Annotated in this window: 17 protein-coding genes and 1 pseudogene; 1 reads left to right on the forward strand and 17 read right to left on the reverse strand. The window is 72.6% G+C overall.

Annotation, left to right across the window (positions count from 1 at the left end; all coding sequences use genetic code 11):
* Positions 1 to 49 precede the first annotated feature (49 nt).
* The 16 genes and pseudogenes from ilvN to ACIRPK_RS31215 all read right to left on the reverse strand — a co-directional run bounded on the left by ilvN (position 50) and on the right by ACIRPK_RS31215 (position 22372).
* A complete protein-coding gene (ilvN, locus tag ACIRPK_RS31140; RefSeq protein ID WP_403044650.1) occupies positions 50 to 574 on the reverse strand; it encodes an acetolactate synthase small subunit in 525 nt (174 codons plus the stop codon).
* 80 nt (positions 575 to 654) lie between these two features.
* Positions 655 to 2505: an acetolactate synthase large subunit gene (locus tag ACIRPK_RS31145; RefSeq protein ID WP_403044651.1), complete on the reverse strand. Its 1851-nt coding sequence runs from the start codon at positions 2503 to 2505 to the stop codon at positions 655 to 657.
* Between the two features lie 299 nt (positions 2506 to 2804).
* Complete coding sequence (locus ACIRPK_RS31150; RefSeq protein WP_403044653.1) at positions 2805 to 5732, reverse strand: putative bifunctional diguanylate cyclase/phosphodiesterase; 2928 nt, start codon at positions 5730 to 5732, stop codon at positions 2805 to 2807.
* 251 nt (positions 5733 to 5983) lie between these two features.
* Positions 5984 to 9016, reverse strand: a complete 3033-nt coding sequence (locus ACIRPK_RS31155) for an AAA family ATPase (RefSeq protein WP_403044654.1) — start codon at positions 9014 to 9016, stop codon at positions 5984 to 5986.
* Between the two features lie 106 nt (positions 9017 to 9122).
* Entirely contained in the window at positions 9123 to 9317 is a 195-nt protein-coding gene (locus ACIRPK_RS31160; protein ID WP_403044655.1) for a hypothetical protein, read from the reverse strand.
* Positions 9318 to 9510: 193 nt separating this feature from the next.
* Positions 9511 to 11022 (reverse strand): Asp-tRNA(Asn)/Glu-tRNA(Gln) amidotransferase subunit GatB, encoded by a 1512-nt coding sequence (gene gatB, locus ACIRPK_RS31165; protein ID WP_403044658.1) that lies wholly within the window; start codon positions 11020 to 11022, stop codon positions 9511 to 9513.
* 32 nt (positions 11023 to 11054) lie between these two features.
* Positions 11055 to 11294, reverse strand: a complete 240-nt coding sequence (locus tag ACIRPK_RS31170; RefSeq protein WP_403044661.1) for a hypothetical protein — start codon at positions 11292 to 11294, stop codon at positions 11055 to 11057.
* Positions 11291 to 12784 carry an Asp-tRNA(Asn)/Glu-tRNA(Gln) amidotransferase subunit GatA gene (gene gatA / locus ACIRPK_RS31175; protein ID WP_403044664.1) on the reverse strand — a complete coding sequence of 498 codons (1494 nt, stop codon included), beginning with the start codon at positions 12782 to 12784 and terminating at the stop codon, positions 11291 to 11293. The genes ACIRPK_RS31170 and gatA overlap by 4 nt, the downstream gene beginning before the upstream one ends.
* Before the next feature lie 5 nt (positions 12785 to 12789).
* Entirely contained in the window at positions 12790 to 13086 is a 297-nt protein-coding gene (gene gatC / locus ACIRPK_RS31180; RefSeq protein ID WP_403044667.1) for an Asp-tRNA(Asn)/Glu-tRNA(Gln) amidotransferase subunit GatC, read from the reverse strand.
* A gap of 253 nt (positions 13087 to 13339) precedes the next feature.
* Positions 13340 to 14899: pseudogene (locus tag ACIRPK_RS31185) on the reverse strand (putative bifunctional diguanylate cyclase/phosphodiesterase); the annotation flags it as partial.
* A 366-nt stretch (positions 14900 to 15265) separates the two neighbouring features.
* Complete coding sequence (gene ligA / locus ACIRPK_RS31190) at positions 15266 to 17554, reverse strand: NAD-dependent DNA ligase LigA (RefSeq protein ID WP_403044670.1); 2289 nt, start codon at positions 17552 to 17554, stop codon at positions 15266 to 15268.
* A gap of 30 nt (positions 17555 to 17584) precedes the next feature.
* Entirely contained in the window at positions 17585 to 18595 is a 1011-nt protein-coding gene (locus ACIRPK_RS31195; RefSeq protein WP_403044671.1) for a methionine synthase, read from the reverse strand.
* 170 nt (positions 18596 to 18765) lie between these two features.
* Complete coding sequence (locus ACIRPK_RS31200; RefSeq protein ID WP_403044674.1) at positions 18766 to 19455, reverse strand: SDR family oxidoreductase; 690 nt, start codon at positions 19453 to 19455, stop codon at positions 18766 to 18768.
* Positions 19455 to 19985 (reverse strand): TIGR00730 family Rossman fold protein, encoded by a 531-nt coding sequence (locus tag ACIRPK_RS31205; RefSeq protein WP_403044675.1) that lies wholly within the window; start codon positions 19983 to 19985, stop codon positions 19455 to 19457. The genes ACIRPK_RS31200 and ACIRPK_RS31205 overlap by 1 nt, the downstream gene beginning before the upstream one ends.
* 44 nt (positions 19986 to 20029) lie before the next feature.
* On the reverse strand, positions 20030 to 21166 hold the full coding sequence (mnmA, locus tag ACIRPK_RS31210; protein ID WP_403044677.1) for a tRNA 2-thiouridine(34) synthase MnmA: 1137 nt from the start codon (positions 21164 to 21166) through the stop codon (positions 20030 to 20032).
* 21 nt (positions 21167 to 21187) lie between these two features.
* A complete protein-coding gene (locus tag ACIRPK_RS31215; protein WP_403044680.1) occupies positions 21188 to 22372 on the reverse strand; it encodes a cysteine desulfurase family protein in 1185 nt (394 codons plus the stop codon).
* A gap of 108 nt (positions 22373 to 22480) precedes the next feature.
* On the opposite strand from ACIRPK_RS31215, the gene ACIRPK_RS31220 reads away from it, so the two are divergent.
* Positions 22481 to 23302 (forward strand): IclR family transcriptional regulator, encoded by an 822-nt coding sequence (locus tag ACIRPK_RS31220; RefSeq protein WP_403044682.1) that lies wholly within the window; start codon positions 22481 to 22483, stop codon positions 23300 to 23302.
* Here the strand turns inward: ACIRPK_RS31220 and ACIRPK_RS31225 are convergent.
* Entirely contained in the window at positions 23238 to 23897 is a 660-nt protein-coding gene (locus tag ACIRPK_RS31225) for a trimeric intracellular cation channel family protein (RefSeq protein ID WP_403044685.1), read from the reverse strand. The genes ACIRPK_RS31220 and ACIRPK_RS31225 overlap by 65 nt on opposite strands.
* Between the last annotated feature and the right edge of the window lies 1 nt (position 23898).

A 23898-nucleotide genomic window follows, 5' to 3' on the forward strand; every position in this document is an offset into this window, starting at 1 on the left:
CTTCAGGGTGTGAGACGAGGTCAGACCGTGCGCAGCGGTCGGGACACCGTCAGGCGCTGCGGTCGAGGGCCCGGAGCGAGCGGTCGGTGATCGAGCGGGCGCCCCGGCCGATGGCGACCAGGCCGGACTGGACCAGCTCCTTGATGCCGTAGGGCTCCAGCATCCGGAGCATCGCCTCCAGCTTGTCCGAACTGCCGGTGGCCTCGATGGTCACCGCGTCGGGCGAGACGTCGACCGTCTTGGCCCGGAACAGCTGGACGATCTCGACGATCTGCGAGCGCGTCTCGGCGTCGGCCCGGACCTTGACCAGGACCAACTCCCGCTGGATCGCGGCGGTCTGGTCGAGTTCGACGATCTTTATCACGTTGACCAGCTTGTTCAGCTGCTTGGTGACCTGCTCCAGCGGGAGGTCCTCCACGTTGACCACGATGGTCATCCGGGAGATGTCCGGGTGCTCGGTCGGGCCGACGGCCAACGAGTCGATGTTGAAGCCCCGACGGGAGAACAGCGCGGCGATCCGGGCGAGCACGCCGGGCTTGTTCTCGACCAGGACGGAGAGGGTGTGCTTGGACATAGTCATGACTCTCTATCGGTACGAGAGGGGCTCCGGCGAAGCCGGAACGAGCAAGGGTGGCGGTGGGCGACGGGCGGGCGTCAGTCGAGGTCGTCGCCGAAGTCCGGGCGGACGTCCCGGGCGGCGAGGATCTCGTCGTTGCTGGTGCCTGCGGCCACCATCGGCCAGACCATGGCGTCCTGGTGGACGATGAAGTCGATGACCACCGGGCGGTCGTTGATCTCCATCGCCTGCTTGATCACCGCGTCCAGGTCCTCGGGGCGCTCGCAGCGCAGGCCGACGCAGCCCATCGCCTCGGAGAGCAGCACGAAGTCCGGGATGCGGGTGCCCTGGGCCGGGGCGGCGATGCCGTCGTGCTCCGGGCCAGCGTGCAGCACGGTGTTCGAGTAGCGCTGGTTGTAGAACAGGGTCTGCCACTGGCGGACCATGCCCAGCGAACCGTTGTTGATCACCGCGACCTTGATCGGGAGGTTGTTCAGCGCGCAGGTGACCAGTTCCTGATTGGTCATCTGGAAACAGCCGTCGCCGTCGATCGCCCAGACCGCGGTGTCCGGCATGCCCGCCTTGGCGCCCATCGCGGCCGGCACCGCGTAGCCCATGGTGCCCGCGCCGCCGGAGTTCAGCCAGGTGGCCGGCTTCTCGTAGTTGATGAACTGCGAGGCCCACATCTGGTGCTGGCCGACGCCCGCCGCGTAGATCGCGTCCGGGCCGACCAGCTGCCCGATCCGCTCGATCACCTGCTGCGGCGACAACTCGCCGTTCGGGGCGGGCTCGTAGCCCAGCGGGTAGGTGGTCTTCCACTGGTTGAGCTTGACCCACCAGTCCGCGTAGTCCCCCTGGTGGCCGGCGTCGAACTCGGCCTGCACCGCGACGATCAGGTCCGCCAGCACCTCGCGGGCGTCACCGACGATCGGGACGTCGACCGGGCGGTTCTTGCCGATCTCGGCCGGGTCGATGTCCGCGTGCACGACCTTGGCGTACGGGGCGAAGCTGTCCAGCTTGCCGGTCACCCGGTCGTCGAACCGGGCGCCGAGGGTGAACAGCAGGTCCGCCTTCTGCAGCGCGGTGACCGCCGGGACGGAGCCGTGCATGCCCGGCATGCCCAGGTGCTGCGGGTGGCTGTCCGGGAAGACGCCGAGCGCCATCAGGGTGGTGACCACCGGGGCGCCGGTCAGCTCGGCCAGGATCCGCAGCTCGGTGCTGGCCTGCGCCTTGTGCACGCCGCCGCCGACGTAGAGCACCGGGCGCTTGGCGGCGACCAGCATCTTCGCGGCCTCGCGGATCTGCTTGGCGTGCGGCTTGGTCACCGGGCGGTAGCCGGGCAGCGAGGTCTCCACCGGCCAGCGGAAGGTGGTGGTGGCCTGCAGCGCGTCCTTGGCGATGTCGACCAGCACCGGGCCCGGCCGGCCGGTGGCGGCGATGTGGAACGCCTCGGCGATCACCCGGGGGATCTCGGCCGGGTCGGTGACCAGGAAGTTGTGCTTGGTGATCGGCATCGTGATGCCGCAGATGTCCGCCTCCTGGAAGGCGTCGGTGCCGATCGCCTTGGAGGCGACCTGACCGGTGATCGCGACCATCGGCACGGAGTCCATGTACGCGTCGGCGATCGGGGTGACCAGGTTGGTCGCGCCCGGGCCCGAGGTGGCCATGCAGACCCCGACCCGGCCGGTGGCCTGGGCGTAGCCGGTGGCCGCGTGGCCCGCGCCCTGCTCGTGCCTGACCAGGATGTGACGGACCTTCTGCGAGTCCATCAGCGGGTCGTAGGCCGGGAGGATGGCGCCGCCGGGGATGCCGAAGACGGTGTCCGCGCCCACTGCCTCAAGGGAGCGGATGAGCGACTGCGCACCGGTCATCGTCTCCACGACGACGGCGGGCGCAGGAGCGTGGGTGGCCGGGGTGTCCCCGCGGCGGGGGGCGGCGTGCTCGGTCATCTGCCTGTCTCTTCTCGGGTTCTGCCGTCCCCGTCAGGTGAGGGTCCTGGGGTCGGGGGCCGGTCGCCGGTCCTGCCTCCATCGTCCACCCGGACGGTTGGGTACCGGGGCCGATTCGGCTGGGGTCTTGCGGTGTCAGACGGTTCCAGTGCAACAAAAAACCCCTCGTGCCAAGGGCATGCGAGGGGTGGCGCGTCGGTCTCTTCGTGCGGGGGGTGGCCCGCTCAGCCGACGCGCCCGCCAAGTACGAGGATTCGGGTGCGCATGGCACCGACCTTCCTCCCCGGCGGTGGGGCGTGTCAAGCAGGTGGGACGGCCGTCTCGCTATGCGGACCCCCACCCGGACCCCAGGACGGACCGTGGGTCGGTCTGCGTTCGGCCAGGTCGGGGGCGTTCTGATGGTGCACCACCCGGCCGCCGCCGGGCTCCGGGCGGCCACCCGATCGGGCGTCCGCCGCCAGGTAGGCCCGGCGCGCGGAGAGCCCGTTCGCCTGCTTCGGCAACGGGTAGACCCGGCGCAGCAGGGCGCGCCGCAGCCGGTGCTCGTCCAGCGGCTGGGCGAAGGCCAGACCCTGCCCCTGCCGGCACCCCAGCTCCTGCAGGGCGGTCACCTGCCGGGGCTGGTCGACCCCCTCGGCGCCGGTCACCAGCCCGAGGTCGCGGGCCAGCCGGAGGGCGTGCCCGGCCAGCGACCGGGTCAGCCGGGAGTCGGCCACGTCCTGCACCAGACTGCGGTCCAGCTTGAGCGCGTCGAACGGGAGCCGGGCCAGCGCGCCGAGCGATCCGCCGCCCGCGCCGAAGCCCGCCACCGCCGTGGAGACGCCGTGCCGGCGGAGCGCGGCGAGCCGGCGGCCGAGTTCGTCGGCGTGCTCGTCCGGGCCCGTCCTGGCCAGCTCGATCACCAGCAGCTCGGCGGGCAGCCCGCTCTCCCTGAGCACCGCGACCACCGCCTCGTACATACCGGGGGCGCACAGCCGCTGGGCCGACAGCCGGATCGAGACCGGGACCGGCACCAGCCGGGGGCCGACCCGGCGGGCGGCCGCGGTGACCGTCTCCTGGAGCATCCAGCGGGCGAACCTGGTGGCCGCGTCGCCGTGGTCGGCGGTGCGCAGGAACTCGGCCGGGGTGAGCAGCAGCCCCTGCGCCGAACGCCAGCGGGCCTGCGCCTCGACGCCGGTCACGGCACCGGTGGCCAAGTCCACCACCGGCTGGTGCAGCAGGGTGAACGAGCCCTCCTGGACGGCCACCCTGAGCCGCTCCTCCAGCTCCGTCCGGCGGTCCAACTCGGCTCGCATCGCCGGGTGGTAGAGCACCACCCGGCCCTTGCCCTCGGACTTCGCCCGGTACATCGCCAGGTCGGCGTTGCGCATCAGCTCGTCCGCCGCGGCCTGCGCGTCCGCCCCGGGGTCGGGGTCGCAGCCCGCGAAGGCGATGCCGATGCTGGCCGCCACTCCGAGCTCGGCCCCGCCGATCCAGTACGGCTCGGAGAGCGCCGAGCGCAGCCGCTCGGCCAGCTCGTGCACCTGGGCCCGGCCGAGCCGGCCCCGGACCAGGGCGGCGAACTCGTCGCCGCCGAACCTGGCCACGGTGTCCCCGGACCGGACCGCGTGCTGCAGCCGGCGGGCGGCCTGCACCAGCAGCTCGTCGCCGACCTGGTGGCCCGCGCTGTCGTTGACCGCCTTGAAGCCGTCCAGGTCGAGGAAGAGCACCGCCACGGTGGCCTTCTCGGCATCCGGATACCCCCGGTGCCCCTCGGCCGGGCTGAGCGAGGTGCGCAGGCGCTGGGTGAAGAGCGCCCGGTTCGGCAGGTCGGTCAGCGGGTCGTGGAACGCGTTGTGCTGCAACTGCGCCTGCAGTATGACCCGTTCGGTGACGTCGCGGCTGTTCAGGATCAGCCCGTCCCGGTACCGGTTGACCGTCGACTCGACGTGCAGCCACTCGTCGTTGCCGGACCGGACCCGGCACTCCACCCGGGCCGAGGGCTCGGCCCCGCCGTCCCGGCGGACCGGCCGGTCCGCCATCAGCCGCCGGACCTCGCCCAGCACCCGGTCGACGTCCTCGGGGTGCACCAGGTTGAGCAGGTTCCCGCCGACCAGCTCCTCCGGATCGCGGCCGTACACGCCGATCGAGGCGGGGCTGACGTAGGAGAGCAGGCCGCTGCCGCCGGCGATCATGATCACGTCGCTGGAGCCCTGCACCAGGGAGCGGAAGTGCGCCTCCTTGTGGGCGAGTTCCTGGGCCAGCGAGAGGTTGTCGAGGAGTATCACGCCCTGCCGGACGATCAGCGCCAGACCGACCGTGCAGGCCGCGGCCACCACCACCCGGTCCAGCGCGTGGCCGCCGAGCGCGTTGTAGAGGATCCCCGCGGTGCAGACCGCCGCCGCGACGTACGGGGTGAGCGCGCTGAAGGTGGAGGAGACCCGACGGCGCGGGGCACCGCCGACCGAGGGGTGCTCCCGGCTCGGGGCGAACCGGCCGCGGGTGGCCCAGGGCGCCCAGGCCAGCAGCACGCTGCCGGCGAACCAGCCCGCGTCCAGCAGCTCGCCGGAGTGGTAACTGCTGCGCAGCTCGGGCGAGGTGAACAGGGCGTCGCAGACCACGGTGACGGCCAGGCCGACCATCGCGGTGTGCACGGCGGCCCGGTTGCCGTCCCGGCTCCGGAACCGCAGCCCGACCACCAGGCTGACCAGCAGGATGTCCAGCACCGGGTAGGCCAGGTTGAGCGCCATCCGGAGCGGATCCTGCCCCTCCCCCGCCGCGACCCGGCCGAGCGCCAGGCTCCAGCTCAGGGTGAACAGCGAACCGGCGACCAGCCAGCCGTCCAGCAGCAGGCAGAGCCAGCCGGCCGCCGTCCGGGGCCGCTGGGCCAGCACGGTCAGCCCGATGATGGCGAGCGGGGCGAACAGCAGGAAGGCGTACTCGGCGGGCGAACGCTCCGGCAGCGTGGTGCCGAGCACCACCTCGTACCAGCCCCAGGTGCCGTTGCCGACCGCCACCATCAGGGAGGACAGGCCGAACAGCAGCCAGGCCGGCCGGGCCGGGCCACCGGCCGCGCAGGCGTGCAGCAGACAGGACAGTGCGGCCGCCAGGGCCGCCCCGGCCAGGCCGAAGTCGCCCATGAACAGCGCGAGTTCCGGCGACCCCCAGCCGACGGCGGCGCCCAGGGCGTACCCGAGGCAGAGCAGCACCAACAGCAGGCCGGGGAGGCGGCTCGGGTGGAAGTTCACTCGACCTCTCCCCCACGCCTTGCCGGTGTTCCCTCTCGGGACCTTACACCACTTCCGTCACTCAATGACACGCACACTCAACTTAGAGTAATGGGGCTCGGGTGGCGTTGTGCCCCACTCTTGACGGGATCGCCCCGGTTGGCCGCAGCGCACGACGGGGGCGCGCGGGGCTCGGGGCGGCTCGGCCGGGCCCGTCGGAGCAGCCCGGAGCTGCCCCGACAAGCCCGCACCGCAGGGCAGTTGACGCCCGTTCAGGCGCCGAGCAGGTGCAGTCGGTGGGCCAGCGCGGCGGCCTCGCCCCGGCTGCCGACCGAGAGCTTGGCCAGGATGTTGGAGACGTGCACGCTGGCGGTCTTCGGGGAGATGTAGAGCTCCTCGGCGATCTGCCGGTTGGTCCGCCCCTGGGCCAGCCGGTGCAGCACGTCCCGCTCGCGCGGGGTGAGGCCGAACTGGTCGGCGGGCTCGGCAGGTTGGGCCGGACGGGCGGCTGACACCGGTTGGGCGGCCAGCGACAGCCCGGACCTGGCGGTCAGCCGGCCGATGTCCTGGCGCAGGTACCGGCCCGCGGTCGCCAGGGCCTGGACCTCGCGCAGCGGCTCGACCGCCGCCTCCCGGCGGCCGGCCGTCAGCAGCGCCTCGGCCTGCCGGTAGAGCGCCTGCCCGAGCGGGCAGCCGAGACCGGTGTCGCGCAACTGCCGCACCACTGCGGCCCACTGCTCCGGGGTGTCCGTCTCCTCGGCCCGGGCCAGCTCGGCCGCCAGCAGCGCGGCCCAGCCCCGGTGCAGCGCCGTCCGGGGACGCAGCTGGGCCGCCACCTCGGCGACCCGCCGCAGCACCACCGGGCGCCCGAGATCGGCGGCCGCCGAGCCCCGCGAGTCGGCCTCTCCCGCCGCGCCCTCCACCAGCACCGGGAGCAGCCCGTACAGGCAGCCGTCGGAGAGGCCCCGGTCGGTCGGGCGGTCGGCCAGGTGGTCGAGGACCGCGAGCAGTTCGGCCCTGGCCTGCAGCGGCCGGCCGGCCCTGGTCGCGACCCGCATCGCCAGCCGGGCCAGCGGCAGGTCGTGCTGGGCCTGCCGGACCTGCCGCCCGGCCACCCTGGCCCGCTCCAGGTACTCCTCGGCGGCGGCCAGATCCCCCTGGTCCAGCCGGAGTTCGGCTCGCAGCCGGTCCAGGAACGGGTGGTACGCGCGGGCCGTCGGGTCGTCCTCCAGCTCGGCCAGCAGCTGTTCGGCCTCGGCCGGGTGGCCGAGGGCGAGCAGCGACTCGACCAGATTCCCGGTCAGCAGGGCGCCGATGTTGGCGAGCAGCCCGTTCCCCCGGGCGACGGCCAGGCCCTCCCGGGCCAGCGCCTCGGCCTCGGCCGCCCGGCCGAGACCGAGCAGCAGGCTGGAGAGGTTGTTGAGCCCCCGGCAGAGCACGTCCACCGGGCCGGTGCGCCGGCTCCGCTCGACCGCGTCGGTGAGCAGCGCGAGCCCGGCCTCCGGCTCGCCGAAGTAGGCGGACAGGTTGCCCAGGGTCATCCGGGCGTGCTGCTCGACCGCGTCGGCACCGACCTCGCGGGCGATCGCGACGGCCCGCTCGGCCAGCTCCCGGTCGGCCTCGACCGGGTCACCGAGCATCGCGTGCCCTGCGGCCAGCGCGAACACCTCGGCCTGCACCGGCGACGCCGGCAGACCGGCCACCAGCTGCTGGGCCCGCTCGATCTCCTCGTCGCTGCCGCTGCGCCGGAGGTGACCGAGCATCAGCGCGCGCTGCATCCGGAACCAGGCGGCGCGCTCCGGCTCGGCCTCCTCGTCCAGCAGCTTGAAGGCCCGCTTGGCCAGGCTGAGGCCGCGGTCCCGGTCCCCGGCCCGGCGGGCCGCCAGCACCGCCTCCGCCAGTACGTCGACCAGGTGCAGCAGCCGGCAGGCTCCGCCCGCGTGGCCGCACGGCGGGTACGTCCCGGCCCAGTCGGCGGGGCGCAGGTTCTCCGCCCTGACCTCGTCGGAGACCTCGTCCCAGAGCTCCAACGCCCGCTCCAGCATGCCCAGTTGCTCGGCGAAGGCATTCCGCCGCCGGGCCACCCGGGCGGCCTCCAGCGCGGTCGGCAGCGCCCGGCCGGGGTCGTGCGCGTGGTACCAGTAGTTGGCCAGCCGGGCGGGCAGGCCGTTGTTGCAGGCCAGCGAGCCGTCCTGCTCCAGAGCGGTGGCGTACCTGCGGTTGATCCGGTACCGCTCGCCGGGCAGCAGGTCGTCCGAGATCGCCTCGCGCACCAGCGCGTGCCGGAACCGGTACCCCTCGCCGTCGGTGTCCGGGCGCAGCACGTTGACCCCGACGGCATTGCGCAGCGCGTCGATCAGGACGTCCTCGCTCTCGTCCAGCACCGCCTCCAGCAGGGCGTGTTCGACGTACGAGCCGCCCTCGGCGGCGATCCGCAGCATCCGCTGGGTCTGGTCCGGGAGCGCCTCGACCCGGACCAGCAGCAGGTCGCGGAGCGAGTCGGTGAGGCCGGTGTCGCAGCCGTCCCGGTGGGCGCCGGCCAGCTCCTCGACGAAGAACGGATTGCCCTCCGAGCGCCGGTGGATCCGGTCCACCAGCTGCCGGTCGAGGGTGTCGGTGCCGAGGATGCCCGCGAGCTGGGCCGCCACCTCGCCGCGTTCGAACCGGTAGAGCTCCACCCGCTGCACGGTGCGCAGCCGGTCCAGCTCGGCCAGGAACGGGCGCAGCGGGTGCCTGCGGTGCAGGTCGTCGGAGCGGTAGGTGGCGACGATCAGCACCCGGGCCCGGTGCAGGGTGCGGATCAGGTAGGCGAGCAGCTCCCGGGTGGACCGGTCGGACCAGTGCAGGTCCTCGACCACCAGCACGATCGTCCGATCGACGGAGAGCCGCTCGAACAGCCGGGCGGTGTGCTCGAACAGCTGGGCCCGGCTGAACTCGTCGTTGGGCTCGGTGTCGTCGGCGCCGAACTCCGGCAGCAGGCGGGTGAGGTGCCCCTCCATGCCCTGCGCGGCCCGCTCCAGCTCGACCCCCAGGCTGCGGTGCAGCCGGCGCAGCGCGGTGGCCAGCGGTGCGTACGGCAGGCCCTCGGCGCCCACCTCCAGGCAGCCGCCCAGCGTGGTGACCACGCCGGGCCCGCAGGCGGCGGTCAGGAACTCCTCGACCAGCCTGGTCTTGCCCACCCCGGCCTCGCCACCGACCAGCACCGCCTGCGGCTGACCGGCCGCCGCCCGGCGCAGCGCAGCGTTCAGGGTGCCGATCTCGGTGCCGCGTCCGACGAAGACCGGGCTCACCGATATCTGCTCCATGGCGCTGAGCATGCCACAGGCCGCCGACACCGTCCGAGCGGATACCGCGCCGCTCGGACGGGTGGCGGTCGGGCTGTGAGGGTCTGTCAGCATTCGTACCCTCAGCTCAGCCCCGGTGGAGCTGCGGGCGCGGACTCAGGGCCCGTACCCGGCGGTTTTCCAGCGCTCTGCGCAGGCCGCTGCGCAGGCTCGGGCGGTCCTCGCGGGCCACCGCGCCCAGCGCCTCCCGGACCAGCGCGTCGTGCCTGGCCAGCCGCTGCAGCTCCTGCGACCGGGCCTGGATCAGCTCGTACTCGATCATGGTGATGCCCCTCCTCGGCGGACCGTCCCGGCCTCGGTCGGCCGGTCCTTCGTCCTGCTACGAGCTTCCTCCGCTGAGGGGGGTCACCACATCGGGAGCATGCCGCATGTTCCCGGCCGTCAGGTCCTTAGACGAGGACCGCCCGCCCCGTGAGTACGGAGCGGGCGGTCCCGAACGGCCTAGGTACCCCTGCTTACTCGGGGGTGACCCCCAGCTTCTCGAAGATCATGTCCTTGACCTTCGCGGCGTCGGCCTGACCGCGGGTGGTCTTCATGACCGCCCCGACCAGGGCGCCGACGGCGGCGATCTTGCCGTCCCGGATCTTGTCGGCGATCGCGCCGTTCTCGGCGATCGCCTGGTCGACCGCCGCGCCGAGCGCGGAGTCGTCCGAGACCACGGCCAGGCCGCGGGCCTCGACCACCGCGTCCGGCTCGCCCTCACCGGCCAGCACGGCCTCGATGACCTGCCGGGCCAGCTTGTCGTTCAGCTTGCCCTCGGCCACCAGCGCGCAGACCCGGGCCACCTGGGCCGGGGTGATCGGCTGGTCGGTGAGCTCGATGCCGGTCTCGTTGGCCCGGCGGGCCAGCTCGCCCAGCCACCACTTGCGGGCCTGGTCGGCCGGCGCACCGGCCGCGATGGTCTCCAGGATCGGCTCCACCGCACCGGCGTTGAGGATGGACTGCATGTCCTGGTCCGTCACGCCCCACTCGGCCTGCAGCCGGGCCCGGCGGACCCGGGGCAGCTCGGGCAGCCCGGCCCGCAGTTCCTCGACCCAGTCGCGCGCGGGCGCGATCGGGACCAGGTCGGGCTCCGGGAAGTACCGGTAGTCCTCGGCGTTGTCCTTGATCCGGCCGGCCGTGGTGGAGCCGTCCTCCTCGTGGAAGTGCCGGGTCTCCTGGACGATGGTGCCGCCGTCGTCGAGCACCGTGGCGTGCCGGCGGATCTCGAACCGGGCCGCCCGCTCCACGCTGCGCAGCGAGTTGACGTTCTTGGTCTCCGAGCGGGTGCCGAACTTCTCCCGGCCGTGCGGACGCAGCGACAGGTTCACGTCGCAGCGCATCTGGCCCTTGTCCATCCGGGCCTCGGAGACGTCCAGCGCCTTGATCAGCTCACGCAGCTCGGCCACGTACGCCTTCGCCACCTCCGGAGCCCGGTCGCCCGCGCCCTCGATCGGCTTGGTGACGATCTCGATCAGCGGGATGCCGGCCCGGTTGTAGTCCAGCAGCGAGTGCGAGGCGCCGTGGATCCGGCCGGTCGCGCCACCGATGTGCGAGGACTTGCCGGTGTCCTCCTCCATGTGGGCACGCTCGATCTCGACCCGGAAGGTCGAGCCGTCCTCCAACTGCACGTCGAGGTAGCCGTTGAAGGCGATCGGCTCGTCGTACTGCGAGGTCTGGAAGTTCTTCGGCATGTCCGGGTAGAAGTAGTTCTTCCGGGCGAACCGGCACCACTCCGCGATCTCGCAGTTCAGCGCGAGGCCGATCTTGATCGCCGACTCCACACCGATCGCGTTGACCACCGGCAGCGAGCCGGGCAGGCCGAGGCAGGTCGGGCAGGTCTGCGAGTTGGGCTCGGCGCCCAGCTCGGTCGAGCAGCCGCAGAACATCTTGGTCTTGGTACCCAGCTCGACATGGACCTCAAGGCCCATCACCGGGTCGTACGAGGTGAGTGCGTCCTCGTACGAGACCAGGCTAATGACGCTCACAGCGTCCCCTTCAGTTGAGTCTTGGAGGTCCGTCAGCCCAGCAGCACGTCGTCGTCACCGAGCCGCTTGAGCTCACGGACGAGAAGTGCGGTGCCGGTGATCAGCGCGGCGGCGCCGACCAGGGCGTTGATCAGCTTGAGGGTGTCGTTCTCGCCACGGGCCTTCTTGACGTCCTTGACGATCGAGACCGCGCCGAAGGCGCTGGTGCCGATGGACAGCCACAGGCCCGGCTTGGACTTCTTGAACCCCTTGGCCTTCTCGATGCTGCTCACAGTGCCGGTGCCTCCTCCAGCAGGGGGTGTCCCCACTTGTCGTTGAGTGCGGCCTCGACGGCGCCGCCCACGCGGTACAGGCGGTCGTCCGCCATCGCGGGGGCGATGATCTGCAGGCCAACCGGGAGATTGTCCTCCGGCGCGAGGCCGCAGGGCAGCGACATGGCCGCGTTGCCCGCGAGGTTCGACGGGATGGTGCACAGGTCGGCCAGGTACATCGCCATCGGGTCGTCGGCACGCTCGCCGATCGGGAAGGCGGTGGTCGGGGTGGTCGGCGAGATCAGCACGTCGACACCGGCGAAGGCCGCGTCGAAGTCGCGCGAGATCAGGGTGCGGACCTTCTGGGCCGAGCCGTAGTAGGCGTCGTAGTAGCCCGAGGAGAGGGCGTAGGTGCCGAGGATGATCCGGCGCTTGACCTCGGCGCCGAAGCCCGCCTCACGGGTGAGGGCGGTGACGTCCTCGGCCGAGCGGGTGCCGTCGTCGCCGACCCGCAGGCCGTACCGCATCGCGTCGAAGCGGGCCAGGTTGGAGCTGGCCTCGCTGGGCGCGATCAGGTAGTAGGCGGGCAGCGCCAGGGTGAAGGACGGGCAGGAGACCTCGACGATCTCGGCGCCCAGCTCGCGGAGCAGCTCGACGCTCTCGTTGAACCGCTGCATCACGCCGGGCTGGTAGCCCTCGCCGGCGAACTCCTTGACCACACCGATCCGCATGCCGCGGACCTCGCCGCGCTTGGCGGCCTCGACCACGGCCGGGACCGGCGCGTCGATCGAGGTGGAGTCCAGCGGGTCGTGACCGGCGATCGCCTCGTGCAGCAGCGCGGTGTCCAGCACCGTACGGGCGCACGGACCGCCCTGGTCCAGCGAGGAGGAGAACGCGACCAGGCCGTAGCGGGAGACCGAACCGTAGGTCGGCTTCACGCCCACGGTGCCGGTGACGGCGCCGGGCTGACGGATCGAGCCGCCGGTGTCGGTGCCGATCGCCAGCGGGGCCTGGTACGCGGCCAGCGCCGCCGCCGAGCCGCCGCCGGAGCCGCCGGGGATCCGGGAGAGGTCCCACGGGTTGCCGGTCGGCCCGTAGGCCGAGTTCTCGGTGGAGGAGCCCATCGCGAACTCGTCCATGTTGGTCTTGCCCAGGATCACCACGCCCGCGTCCTTCAGACGGGTCGTCAGGGTGGCGTCGTACGGCGGGACCCAGCCTTCGAGGATCTTGGAGCCGCAGGTGGTGGGCACGCCCTTGGTGGTGAAGACGTCCTTCAGCGCGAGCGGCACACCGGCCAGCGGGCCGAGCTGCTCGCCGCGGGCGCGCTTCTCGTCCACCGCGCGGGCGGCGCTCAGCGCACCCTCGGTGTCCACGTGCAGGAAGGCGTTGACCTTCTTGTCGACGGCGTCGATCCGGTCCAGGTGCGCCTGGGCGACATCGACGGCGGAGACCTCGCCGGAGGCGATGGCGGCTGCGGTCTCGGCGGCCGTCCGCTTGATCAGTTCGGTCATGGTGATCAGTCCTCCCCGAGGATCTGCGGCACGCGGAAACGCTGCTCCTCGACGGCGGGGGCGCCGGACAGCGCCTGCTCCGGAGTGAGCGACGGCCGCACCACGTCGGCGCGCATGACGTTGGTCAGCGGCAGCGGGTGGGAGGTCGGCGGGACGTCCTGTCCGGCGACCTCGGAAACGCGGGCGACCGCGCCGATGATCACGTCGAGCTGCTCGGCGAAGTGGTCCAGCTCTTCGGCCTGCAGCTCCAGACGCGACAGCCGGGCGAGGTGGGCGACCTCCTCGCGCGTGATGCCAGGCATGCAGCGATCCTCAAGGTGAGTTCCGGTCGGACCGGGCGCTTGGTGACCTGCCCGGCCTCTTTCTTGGGGCCCATCCTATGGGCAATCGCGAACCCGCCATCGAGCCCCGCAGGGGCTCGGGGAACGGCGACGCCGACCTCGGGGGCGTGATCGCCGCAGGAAACGGTCATGTTCGAGCCTGTTCTGACGTTCAGACACGCTCGAACGTGACCCGCTCCTGTTCAGGTCACGCTCCTGAGGCCGGCGGGGCTGGTTACTGCGGTACCGGCGGCAGGGCCGGCGGGGCGAGCAGCTCGACCGCCGGGGCACCGGTGCGGTGCACCATCAGCCAGGCGGTGGCCTGGTCGGCCGGGAGTGCGGCGGAGACCAGCCAGCCCTGGACCGCGTCCACGCCCATGCTGTGCAGCTGCTCCCAGGTCTCGTCGTCCTCGACGCCCTCGGCGACCACGGTCAGGCCGAGCGAGTGGGCCAGCTCCACCGAGCAGCGGACCACCGCCGCGTCGTGGTCGTCGGCCACCATCCGGGAGACGAAGGACCGGTCGATCTTCAGCTCGCCGACCGGCAGCGAGCGCAGCCGTACCAGCGAGGAGTGCCCGGTCCCGAAGTCGTCCAGCGACATGCCGACCCCGTACCGCCGCAGCTCGGCCAGGGTGTCGGCGGCCAGCCGGGAGTCGTCGAGCAGCAGCCGCTCGGTGATCTCCAGCTGGAGTGCGGCGGCGGGCACCTGATGCCGGGTGAGGTGCCCGGCCACCCGGTCGGCGAAGCCGGGGTTGAGCACGTCCCGGGGCGAGACGTTGACCGCGACCTGGACCTCCAGGCCCTGCGAGCGCCAGATCGCCAGCTGGCCGACCGCCGTCTCCAGCACGTAGTCGGTCAGCCGGGGCATCAGACCGCTGGACTCGGCCAGGCCGATGAACTCGTCCGGCGCCACCCGCCCCTGGCCGGGCCGCTCCCAGCGGAGCAGCGCCTCCAGGCCGACCACCCGCCCGTCGAAGGCGACCTTCGGCTGGTAGTGCAGCTGCACCTCGTTGGTCTCCAGGGCCCGCCGCAGGTCGCCCAGCAGGCCGATCCGGTACGGCGTGTCAAGGTCCCGGGTCTCGTCGTACTGCTCGACCCCGGTCCGGCGGCGCTGGGCGTGCGCCATCGCCACGTCGGCCCGGCGGAGCAGCGCCTCGGCGTCCTGGGCGTGCGCCGGGTAGACGCAGACCCCGGCACTGGCCTCCAGCACCAGCAGCAGCCCGTCGAGGCGGATCGGCGCGGCGAGTTCGGCGATCAGCGCCTTGGCGACCCGCTCCAGGGTGTCGGGACGGCCGACCCCGGGGAGCAGGACGGCGAACTCGTCGCCGCCCATCCGGGCCACCACCGGGCGCAGGCTGTGCTGCACCGGCGGCGGCAGGCTGGAGAACACGTCGTCCGGATCGTCCCGGCCGGGGTTGTGGGTGCCCGAGCGCAGCGCCCGGTGCAGGCGGCGGGCGATGTGCACCAGCAGCCGGTCACCGGCGGTGTGGCCGAGCGCGTCGTTGAGGGACCTGAACCGGTCCAGGTCGAGCAGGATCAGGCCGACGTTCCAGTCCTGGTCGCCGCCGTGCTCGGCGATCGCCTCCTGGGCGGCCAGCAGCAGGGCATGACGGTTCGGCAGATCGGTCAGCGGGTCCGTGAGCTGGTCCCGGGCCCGGTCCCGGGCGATCCGCCAGGCCGCCACCAGCACCGCCACCGGCACCGCGAAGAGCGGCAGCAGCTCGGGCTCGTGCCGGTAGACCAGGACGGCGAGCGGGATCAGCGGTGCCGCACCGGCCAACAGCACGCCGAGCAGCAGGACCGCACCCGCCACCCCCTGCGGCGGGCGTGTGGGCGCGCCGCCGGTCGTACGATCCATAAGACCTGTCCTCCGTCGGGCCCGCCCCGTTCAGGCCGCCTTTCGGTGCGACACCCGGAGAGCCGGCAGGCGCCAGTCATCGGACGGCCCCCAGTGGTACCGGCTGCAACCCCGGTGCCGACCGCCCCTGCTGACACAGTGTCGCTCTAAGGGTAAGCCGGTGTCCGACCGGTAAGGCGGACTTTCGGACAACCCTGGACACGCGGAAGCCGGAACGCCCCCTCGGGATGCCGCACACTGACAGAATGCCCGGTTTCTTTCGGACAGACCCCGCTGACGAGGCATCAGGAAGGTAACGGCGCCTCAGCCCTCGGCCGGGGTCTCCGCGGCCTCCTCGGCCGGGCCGGGCCCGTCCGGTTCGATGCCCAGATGGGCCCGGGCCGCCTCCGGACCGGCCGTCAGCAGGACGGCGAACCCGGCGTCGTCCAGCACCGCGAGCCCGAGCTGTACCGCCTTGTCGTACTTCGACCCGGGGTTGTCACCGGCCACCACGAAGTCGGTCTTCTTCGACACCGACCCGGTCACCTTGGCCCCGCGCGAGGTGAGGGCCTCCTTGGCGCCGTCCCTGGTGTGCCCGGCCAGCGTGCCGGTGACCACCACGGTCAGCCCCTCCAGCGGGCGGGGGCCCTCGTCCTCGGTGCTCTCCTCGACGAACCGGACCCCGGCCTCCCGCCACTTCCGGAGGATCTCCAGGTGCCAGTCCTCCTCGTACCACTCCTTGATCGCCTTGGCGATGATCGGGCCGACCCCCTCGGCGGCGGCCAGCTCCTCCTCGGTCGCCGCGAAGATCCGGTCCAGGTCGCGGAACTCCCTGGCCAGCGCCTGAGCGGCGACCGGGCCGACATGACGGATCGACAGACCGTTCAGAAAACGCCAGAGCGGACGGTCCTTGGCCTTCTCCAGGTTGTCCAGCAGCACGGTGGCGGACTTCTTCGGCTCGCCCTTGAGATTGGCGAAGAAGGGAACCACCTTCTCCTGGCCCGTCCGGTCGTCCAGCTTGGGCATGCCGGTCTTCGGCTCCAGCACCCGGACCTTGATCGGCAGCAGCTGCTCCATGGTCAGGCCGAAGATGTCGCCCTCGTTGGTGACCGGGGGCTCCTTGGGCTCCAGCGGCTGGGTCAGCGCGGTGGCGGCGACGTACCCGAGCCCCTCGACATCCAGCGACTCGCGGCCGCCCAGGTAGGCGATCCGCTCCCGGATCTGGGCCGGGCAGCCCTGCGCGTTCGGGCAGCGCAGGTCGATGTCACCCTCGCTCATCGGGCGCAGCCCGGAGCCGCACTCGGGGCAGTGCGTCGGCATCTCGAACGGCTGCTCGGAGCCGTCCCGCAGGTCCTCGACCGGGCCGAGGATCTCCGGGATCACGTCCCCGGCCTTGCGCAGCACGATGGTGTCGCCGATCAGCACGCCCTTGGCCTTGACCACGTCCTGGTTGTGCAGGGTGGCGTACTGCACCATCGAGCCCGCGACCTTGACCGGCTCGGCCAGCACCGCGTACGGGGTGGCCCGGCCGGTGCGGCCGATGCCGACCTCGATCTTGGCGAGCCGGCCGTTGACCTCCTCCGGCGGGTACTTCCAGGCGATCGCCCAGCGCGGCGACTTGGAGGTGGCACCGAGCCTGCCCTGCAGCGGGATCTCGTCCACCTTGACGACCACGCCGTCGATCTCGTGCTCCACCGAGTGCCGCTGCTCGCCGAACTGCGCGATGAAGGCGCGCACCTCGTCCAGCGTGCCCACCACCCGGTTGTGCCGGGCGGTCGGCAGACCCCAGTCGTGCAGCAGCTGGTAGGCGTGCGACTGGCAGTCGATGTCGAAGCCCTCCCGGGCGCCGATGCCGTGCACCACCATGTGCAGCGGGCGGGAGGCGGTGACCAGCGGGTCCTTCTGGCGGAGCGAACCGGCCGCCGCGTTCCGGGGGTTGGCGAACAGTCTGAGCAGCGCACCGGGGCGCTTGCCCTCGCGCTCGCGCTGCTCGTTGACCGCCTGCCGGCGCTCGTTCTCCGCCGCCAGCGAGGCGTTCAGCTCGGCGAACGCCTCGGTCGGCAGGTAGACCTCGCCGCGGATCTCCACCAGGGCGGGGAGGTGCTCGCCCTTGAGCTGGTGCGGGATCTCCTTGATGGTGCGGACGTTGGCGGTGATGTCCTCGCCGACCCGGCCGGTGCCCCGGGTGGCGGCCTGCACCAGCCGGCCGTGCTCGTAGGTGAGGTTGACGGCCAGGCCGTCCACCTTGAGCTCGCACAGGTAGTGGTACTCGAGGCCGTCCAGCTCGCGGGCCACCCGGTCGGCCCAGGCGGCCAGCTCCTCGTCGTCCATCGCGTTGTCCAGGCTGAGCAGCCGCTCGCGGTGCTCCACCTCGGCGAACTGCTCGGTGGGCGCTCCGCCGACCTTCTGGGTCGGCGAGTCGGGCGTGACCAGCACCGGGTGCTCGGCCTCGATCGCCTCCAACTCCCGCATCAGGCGGTCGAAGTCGGCGTCGGTGACGGTCGGCGCGTCCTGCTCGTAGTACCGGACGCGGTGCCCCTCGACCTCGGCCGCCAGCTCCGCGTGGCGCTTGCGCACCTCCGCCGGAACGTCCTCCCAGCCCTCGACCGCCACCGCGTCCTCCAGATGAAAAATTGGCGGGTGCTACTCCGGGTTGTCGACCAGGCTCTGCGCCGCCCTAGCGCTGAGTGACAGCGCCGTCCGCGCGTACGCGGGCGAAGCCCCCGCCAACCCGCAGGTCGGTGTCACCAGCACCCGGCGGCCCAGCAGCTCCGGGGACAGCCCCAACCTGCGCCACAACGTCCTGACCCCCTGGACACTACCGGCCGGATCCGACATTCCCTGGTCGGTGGAGGGCACCACACCGGCCAGGATCACCGTGCCGGCCTCGACCGCCTCGCCCAGGTCGTCGTCATCACGCTCCGTCAGCAGGCCGAAGTCCAGCGAGATCCCGGCCACCCCGGCCCGGCGCAGCAGCGGGATCGGCACGCCCGGTGCGCAGCTGTGCACCACGACCGGCGCGTCCAGCCCCGAGACCACGCTCCGCAGCACCTCCTCGGCGACCTGCCGGTCCACCGACCGCAGCCGCTGGAAGCCGCTGGCCGTCTTCACGTCACCGGCCAGCACGGCGGGCAGCGAGGGCTCGTCCAGCTGGAGCACCACCTGCGCGCCGGGGATCCGCCGCCGGACGTCCTCCAGGTGCCGGCGCAGTCCCTCGGTGAGCGACTCGGCGATCCCCAGGCAGGCGCCCCGGTCGCGCAACGCCTTCTCGCCGTTGCGCAGTTCGATCGAGGCGGCCAGCGTCCACGGCCCGACCGCCTGCACCTTCAGCGCACCCCGGTACCCCTGGGTGAACTCCTCCAGCGCGTCCAGGTCCTCGCCCAGCCAGGAGTGCGCCCGCTTGGTGTCCCGCCCGGGCCGGTCGGCGAACCGCCAGCCGCTCGGCTCGGTCTGCGCGAACAGCTCGACCAGCAGGCCGGCCCCGCGTCCGATCATGTCCGCCCCGGGCCCCCGGGCGGGCAGCTCGGGCAGCTGCGGCAGGAACTCCAACGCACCGACGACGGTCCGCGCCGCCTCCCGCGCATCCGTACCCGGCAGCGAACCGATCCCGGTCGCCGCACCGACCAACTCGGGGAAACCCACTTGAGTGCTCACCCGGCCGAGCCTATGGCACCGGGTGCACCGCCAGGGGCTCGGGGAACCGCGACGCCGACCCGTGCAGGGTGATCGTCGGGTGGATGGTCAGGCACTTTCGCAGTGACACCTGCCGGCCACGAACCGTCGCCGATCCCCGAGCCCCCGGACCGGAGACCCGAAGCACCTGCCTAGGTGCCAGGACGGACCGTGAGATCGGTGATCTCGGCGTCCCGGGGCAGGTCCAGCGCGGTGAGGATCGCCGTCGCCACCGACTCGGGCGCGATCCAGCGGGCCGGGTCGTACTCCTTGCCCTCCTGCTGGTGCACCTTCAGCTGCATCGCGGTGGCCGTCCGCCCCGGGTAGACCGAGGTGACCCGGACGCCGTACCCGTGCTCCTCGACCCGCAGCGAGTCCGCCAGCGCCCGCAGCCCGAACTTGCTGGCCGCGTACGCCCCCCAGGTGGCGTCGGCCCGCAGGCCGGCCCCGGAGTTGACGAAGACCACGTGGCCCCGGGCCTGCCGGAGCGACGGCAGCAGCAGCCGGGTGAGCTCGGCCGGGGCGACCAGGTTGACGTTCAGCTGCTCCTGCCAGGCCTTGACCGGCAGATCGCCGACCTCGCCGAGCTGGACCACGCCCGCGATGTGCAGGATCGAGTCCAGCTCGATCGGCAGCTCCTGCTGCCCGAGCGCCCAGGACAGCTTCGCCGGGTCGGCCAGGTTGCCGACCAGGGTCCGGCTGCCGGGGAAGCGGGCCCGCAGCTCCGCCCCGCGCCGGGCGTCCCGGGCCACCAGCCAGAGCTGCTCGCCGCGCTCGGCCAGCCGCTCGGCGACGACCGCGCCGATGCCCGAACCGGCTCCGGTGATCAGGTGCGCACCCATCAGTTCTTCTCCTCCAGCAGGGCCAGCGCCTCGGCCGGCTCGGCCGCGAAGCTGATCAGTTCGGCCAGCGGGCGGGGCAGGAAGCCCTCGGCGTCCATCCGGTCCAGCTGGGTGCGCAGACCGCCGTAGAAGCCCTCGGTGTCGAGCACCACCACCGGCTTGTCGTGCAGCGCGTGCTTCTTCAGCTCCAGCACCTCGGTGATCTCGTCCAGCGTCCCCAGCCCGCCGACCAGCACCACCAGCGCGTCCGCCCGGGACAGCAAGTGCGCCTTCCGCTCGGCCAGGTCACGCGTCATCACCAGCTCGTCGGCGCCCTCGTAGGTCTTGTGCGCCAGGAACTCCACCGAGATCCCGACCAGCCGCCCGCCGGCCTCCTTGACCCCGTCGGCCAGCAACCCCATCAGCCCGGCGTGCGAGCCGCCCCAGACCAGGGTGTGGCCACCGGCACCGAGCAGCCGGGCGAACTCGGCCGCGGGGGCGGTGTACTTCTCGTCGAGCGAGTACGCGGAACAGAAAACAGTGATGTTCATAGTGCCCCAGGTCTACCAGGTGGACCTGGGCGCGGCCCATCCGGTCACGCGCTGACCGGGCGCCGTTCGGTGCTCGCGATGGTGGCCGAGCCGAGCACCCGGGTGCCGTCGTAGAGGACCACGGCCTGGCCGGGGGCGATCCCCCGGGCCGGGGTGGCGAGCCGGACGTGCAGCTCGCCGTCGGTCAGCGTGGCGGTGACCGGGACCTCGTCGCCGTGGGCGCGGAGCTGGGCGGTGTAGGAGCCCTCGCCGGCCGGCGCCTCGCCGCACCAGCGCGGGCGGATCGCGGTCAGGCCGAACACGTCGAGACCCTCGGCCGGGCCGACCGTCACGGTGTTGTTCACCGGCGAGATGTCCAGCACGTACCGGGGCTTGCCGTCGGCGGCCGGGGTGCCGATCCGCAGGCCCTTGCGCTGGCCGATGGTGAAGCCGTACGCCCCGTCGTGCTCGCCGAGCTTGCTGCCGTCGGCGTCGACGATGTCGCCGGTGGCGGTGCCGAGGTGCTTGGCCAGGAAGCCCTGGGTGTCACCGTCGGCGATGAAGCAGATGTCGTGGCTGTCCGGCTTCTTGGCGACGGCCAGGCCGCGCTGCTCGGCCTCCACCCGGATCAGGTCCTTGGTGGTGTCACCGAGTGGGAAGAGCGAGTGCGCGAGCTGGTCCGCGTCGAGCACCCCGAGCACGTAGGACTGGTCCTTGGCCATGTCCACCGCGCGGTGCAACTGCCGCTCCCCGGACGGGAGATCGACGATCCGGGCGTAGTGCCCGGTGCACACCGCGTCGAAGCCGAGCGCGATCGCCTTGTCCAGCAGCGCGGCGAACTTGATCTTCTCGTTGCAGCGCAGGCAGGGGTTCGGGGTCCGCCCGGCCGCGTACTCCGCGACGAAGTCGTCGATCACGTCCTCGCGGAACCGCTCGGCCAGGTCCCAGACGTAGAACGGGATGCCGATCACGTCGGCGGCCCGCCGGGCGTCCCGGGAGTCCTCGATGGTGCAGCAGCCCCGGGCGCCGGTCCGGAAGGACTGCGGGTTCGAGGACAGCGCCAGGTGCACGCCGGTCACCTCGTGCCCGGCCGCCACCGCCCGCGCGGCGGCCACCGCCGAGTCGACGCCGCCGGACATCGCCGCGAGCACGCGGAGCCGGCCATTGCCAGGGGACACGGGAGCACCGGGGAAGTCAGTCATGATGCCGTCCAGGGTACGTGTTCAGCGCCGGGCCGCGGCTGCCAGTCCGGCGTTCCGGGCCCGCAGCACGGCGGGGCCGATCGCGGCGGCCAGCGCCGCGACGTCCGCCCGGGTCGAGGTGTGGCCCAGCGAGAACCGGAGGGAGGCCCTGGCCAGCAGCGGGTCGGCGCCCAGCGCCAGCAGGACGTGGCTGGGCTGCGGCACGCCGGCCGAGCAGGCCGAGCCGGTGGAGCACTCGATGCCCTGGGCGTCCAGCAGCATCAGCAGCGCGTCGCCCTCGCAGCCGGGGAAGGAGAAGTGCGCGTTGGCGGGCAGCCGGCCGGCCGCCGCCGGGTCGCCGTTCAGCACCGCGTCCGGGACCACCCGGAGCACCTCGGCGACCAGCTCGTCCCGGAGCGCGGCGACCGCCACGGCGTGCTCGGCCCGGCGGGCGACCGCGAGCTCGGCGGCGGCGGCGAAGCCGGCGGCGGCGGGCACGTCCAACGTCCCGGACCGCACGTCGCGCTCCTGGCCGCCGCCGTGCAGCAGCGGCACCGGGGTGACGCCCCGGCCGAGCAGCAGCGCGCCGACCCCGTACGGACCGCCGACCTTGTGCCCGGTGACGGTCAGCGCGTCGAGGCCGGACTCGGCGAACGAGACCGGCACCTGACCCAGCGCCTGCACCGCGTCGGCGTGCATCGGGATGCCGAACTCCTGCGCCACCGCGACGAGTTCGTGGATCGGCTGGAGGGTGCCGACCTCGTTGTTGGCCCACATCACGGTGATCAGCGCGACCGAGGCCGGATCCCGCTCGACCGCATCCCGGAGCGCCTCGGGGTGCACCCTGCCGTAGCCGTCCACCGGGAGGTACTCGACCCGGGCGCCCTCGTGCTCGGAGAGCCAGTGCACCGCGTCCAGCACCGCGTGGTGCTCGACCGGGCTGCACAGCACCCGGCGGCGGGCCGGGTCGGCGTCCCGCCGGGCCCAGTACAGGCCCTTCACCGCGAGGTTGTCGGACTCGGTGCCGCCGCCGGTCAGCACGATCTCACTGGGCCGGGCGCCGAGCGACCCGGCCAGCGACTCGCGGGACTCCTCCACCACCCGGCGGGCCCGACGGCCGGCCGCGTGCAGCGAGGAGGCATTGCCGACCACCCCGAGGTGCGCGCTCATGGCGGCGATCGCCTCGGGCAGCATCGGAGTGGTGGCCGCGTGGTCGAGATATGGCATAGCGGCACAAGTGTAGGGGCCCGGCCGGTCACGATTTGGCCATTGCACCCTCTGCAACGCGCCGTTAGCCTCCTGGCTCAACTCAACCGGTGAAGGGGGCGGGGCGGAATGTCGCAGACGGTGGACCGGGCGCTGACCATCCTGGCCTCGCTCGGCGACGGTCCGGCCTCGCTGGAGCAGGCCGCCGCCCGGATCGGCGTGCACAAGTCCACCGCCCTCCGACTGCTCCGCACGCTGCAGGAACACGGTCTGGTGGACCGCCAGTCCGACCAGCGCTACCGGCTCGGCGGCCGGCTGTTCTCCCTGGCCCAGCAGGCCCTGGCGGGCATCGACATCCGCCAGGTCGCCGCCCCCTACCTGGCCTCGCTGAACGACCGGTACGGGCACACCGTGCAACTCGCGGTGCTGGACGCCGGCGAGGTGCTCTACCTGGACAAGGTGCAGAGCCGCTACCCCGACCGGCCCGGCACCTGGTCCGACCCGGCCGCCCGGATCGGACAGCGCGTCCCCGCCGTCGCCACCGCGGTCGGCAAGGTGCTGCTGGCGGATCTGCCGGAGGATCAGCTGACCGCCTTCCTGGACCTCCAGGAGTTCCCGGCCAGGACCCGCACCAGCATCCGCAGCGCGGCGGAGTTCCGCACCGAGCTGACCGGCGTGCAGCGCCAGGGCTGGGCGGTGGACCAGGCCGAGTACCAGGAGACGGTGAACTGCATCGCCGCCCCGGTGGTCGGCCCCGAGGGCACCGCGATCGCGGCCTGCTCGCTGTCCGCCCCGGTCGGGGTGGCACCGATCGCCGAGCTCAGCCGGCTGCTGCCCGAGCTGCTCTGCACCGTCGAGGCGATCTCGCTGGCCTACGGCGGTTCCCCTACTCCTCGCTGGTGCGAGAACCGTTGCGGTGCCAAGCACGCGGTGCCCGCCACCCGTACCTGAGCGCCAGCATCCGCAGCACGAACGCGGTCAGCGCCGAGGCCGTCCCGGTCGCGGTGGTGAGCTGTCCGGCGCCGATCAGCACCACCACCATCGCCGAACCGACCAGTGCGGGCACCGCGTAGATCTCCCGGTCCCAGCGCAGCAGCGCGGGCATCTCGTGCGCCAGCACGTCCCGGATCACCCCGCCGCCGGCCGCGGTCAGCATGCCGAGCGCCATCGCGGAGACCGCGCCGAGGCCGTAGTCGTGCGCCTTGGCGGTCCCGGTGACACAGAACAGGCCGAGGCCGAGCGCGTCCAGGGTCTGCACCGCACGGTTGATCCGCTCCACCTCGGGGTGCAGGAAGAACACCACCACGGCGGCCAGCAGCGGGGTGACGAAGTACCCGAGGTTGGTGAAGGCCACCACCGGGGTGGCCCCGATCACCAGGTCGCGCATCACCCCGCCGCCCAGCGCGGTCGCCTCGGCGAGCACACAGATGCCGAAGATGTCCATGTTCTTGCGGACCGCCAGCAGACCGCCGGACAGGGCGAACACGAAGATGCCGACCAGGTCCAGGGTCTGCTGCACATCAGGGGGGAAGAGCTGCGAAGTCACC

The sequence above is a fragment of the Kitasatospora sp. NPDC101801 genome, from assembly GCF_044766665.1.
In the GTDB taxonomy this organism is placed as follows: domain Bacteria; phylum Actinomycetota; class Actinomycetes; order Streptomycetales; family Streptomycetaceae; genus Kitasatospora.

What these genes read in the sequence shown, in the direction of transcription:
- ACIRPK_RS31160 (WP_403044655.1), bottom strand. Translation starts at nt 9,317, where the DNA reads ATGATCGAGTACGAGCTGATCCAGGCCCGGTCGCAGGAGCTGCAGCGG.
- ACIRPK_RS31155 (WP_403044654.1), bottom strand. Translation starts at nt 9,016, where the DNA reads ATGGAGCAGATATCGGTGAGCCCGGTCTTCGTCGGACGCGGCACCGAG.
- ilvN (WP_403044650.1), bottom strand. Translation starts at nt 574, where the DNA reads ATGTCCAAGCACACCCTCTCCGTCCTGGTCGAGAACAAGCCCGGCGTG.
- ACIRPK_RS31145 (WP_403044651.1), bottom strand. Translation starts at nt 2,505, where the DNA reads ATGACCGAGCACGCCGCCCCCCGCCGCGGGGACACCCCGGCCACCCAC.
- ACIRPK_RS31215 (WP_403044680.1), bottom strand. Translation starts at nt 22,372, where the DNA reads ATGCCATATCTCGACCACGCGGCCACCACTCCGATGCTGCCCGAGGCG.
- ACIRPK_RS31200 (WP_403044674.1), bottom strand. Translation starts at nt 19,455, where the DNA reads ATGGGTGCGCACCTGATCACCGGAGCCGGTTCGGGCATCGGCGCGGTC.
- ACIRPK_RS31205 (WP_403044675.1), bottom strand. Translation starts at nt 19,985, where the DNA reads ATGAACATCACTGTTTTCTGTTCCGCGTACTCGCTCGACGAGAAGTAC.
- gatC (WP_403044667.1), bottom strand. Translation starts at nt 13,086, where the DNA reads ATGCCTGGCATCACGCGCGAGGAGGTCGCCCACCTCGCCCGGCTGTCG.
- gatA (WP_403044664.1), bottom strand. Translation starts at nt 12,784, where the DNA reads ATGACCGAACTGATCAAGCGGACGGCCGCCGAGACCGCAGCCGCCATC.
- ACIRPK_RS31220 (WP_403044682.1), top strand. Translation starts at nt 22,481, where the DNA reads ATGTCGCAGACGGTGGACCGGGCGCTGACCATCCTGGCCTCGCTCGGC.
- mnmA (WP_403044677.1), bottom strand. Translation starts at nt 21,166, where the DNA reads ATGACTGACTTCCCCGGTGCTCCCGTGTCCCCTGGCAATGGCCGGCTC.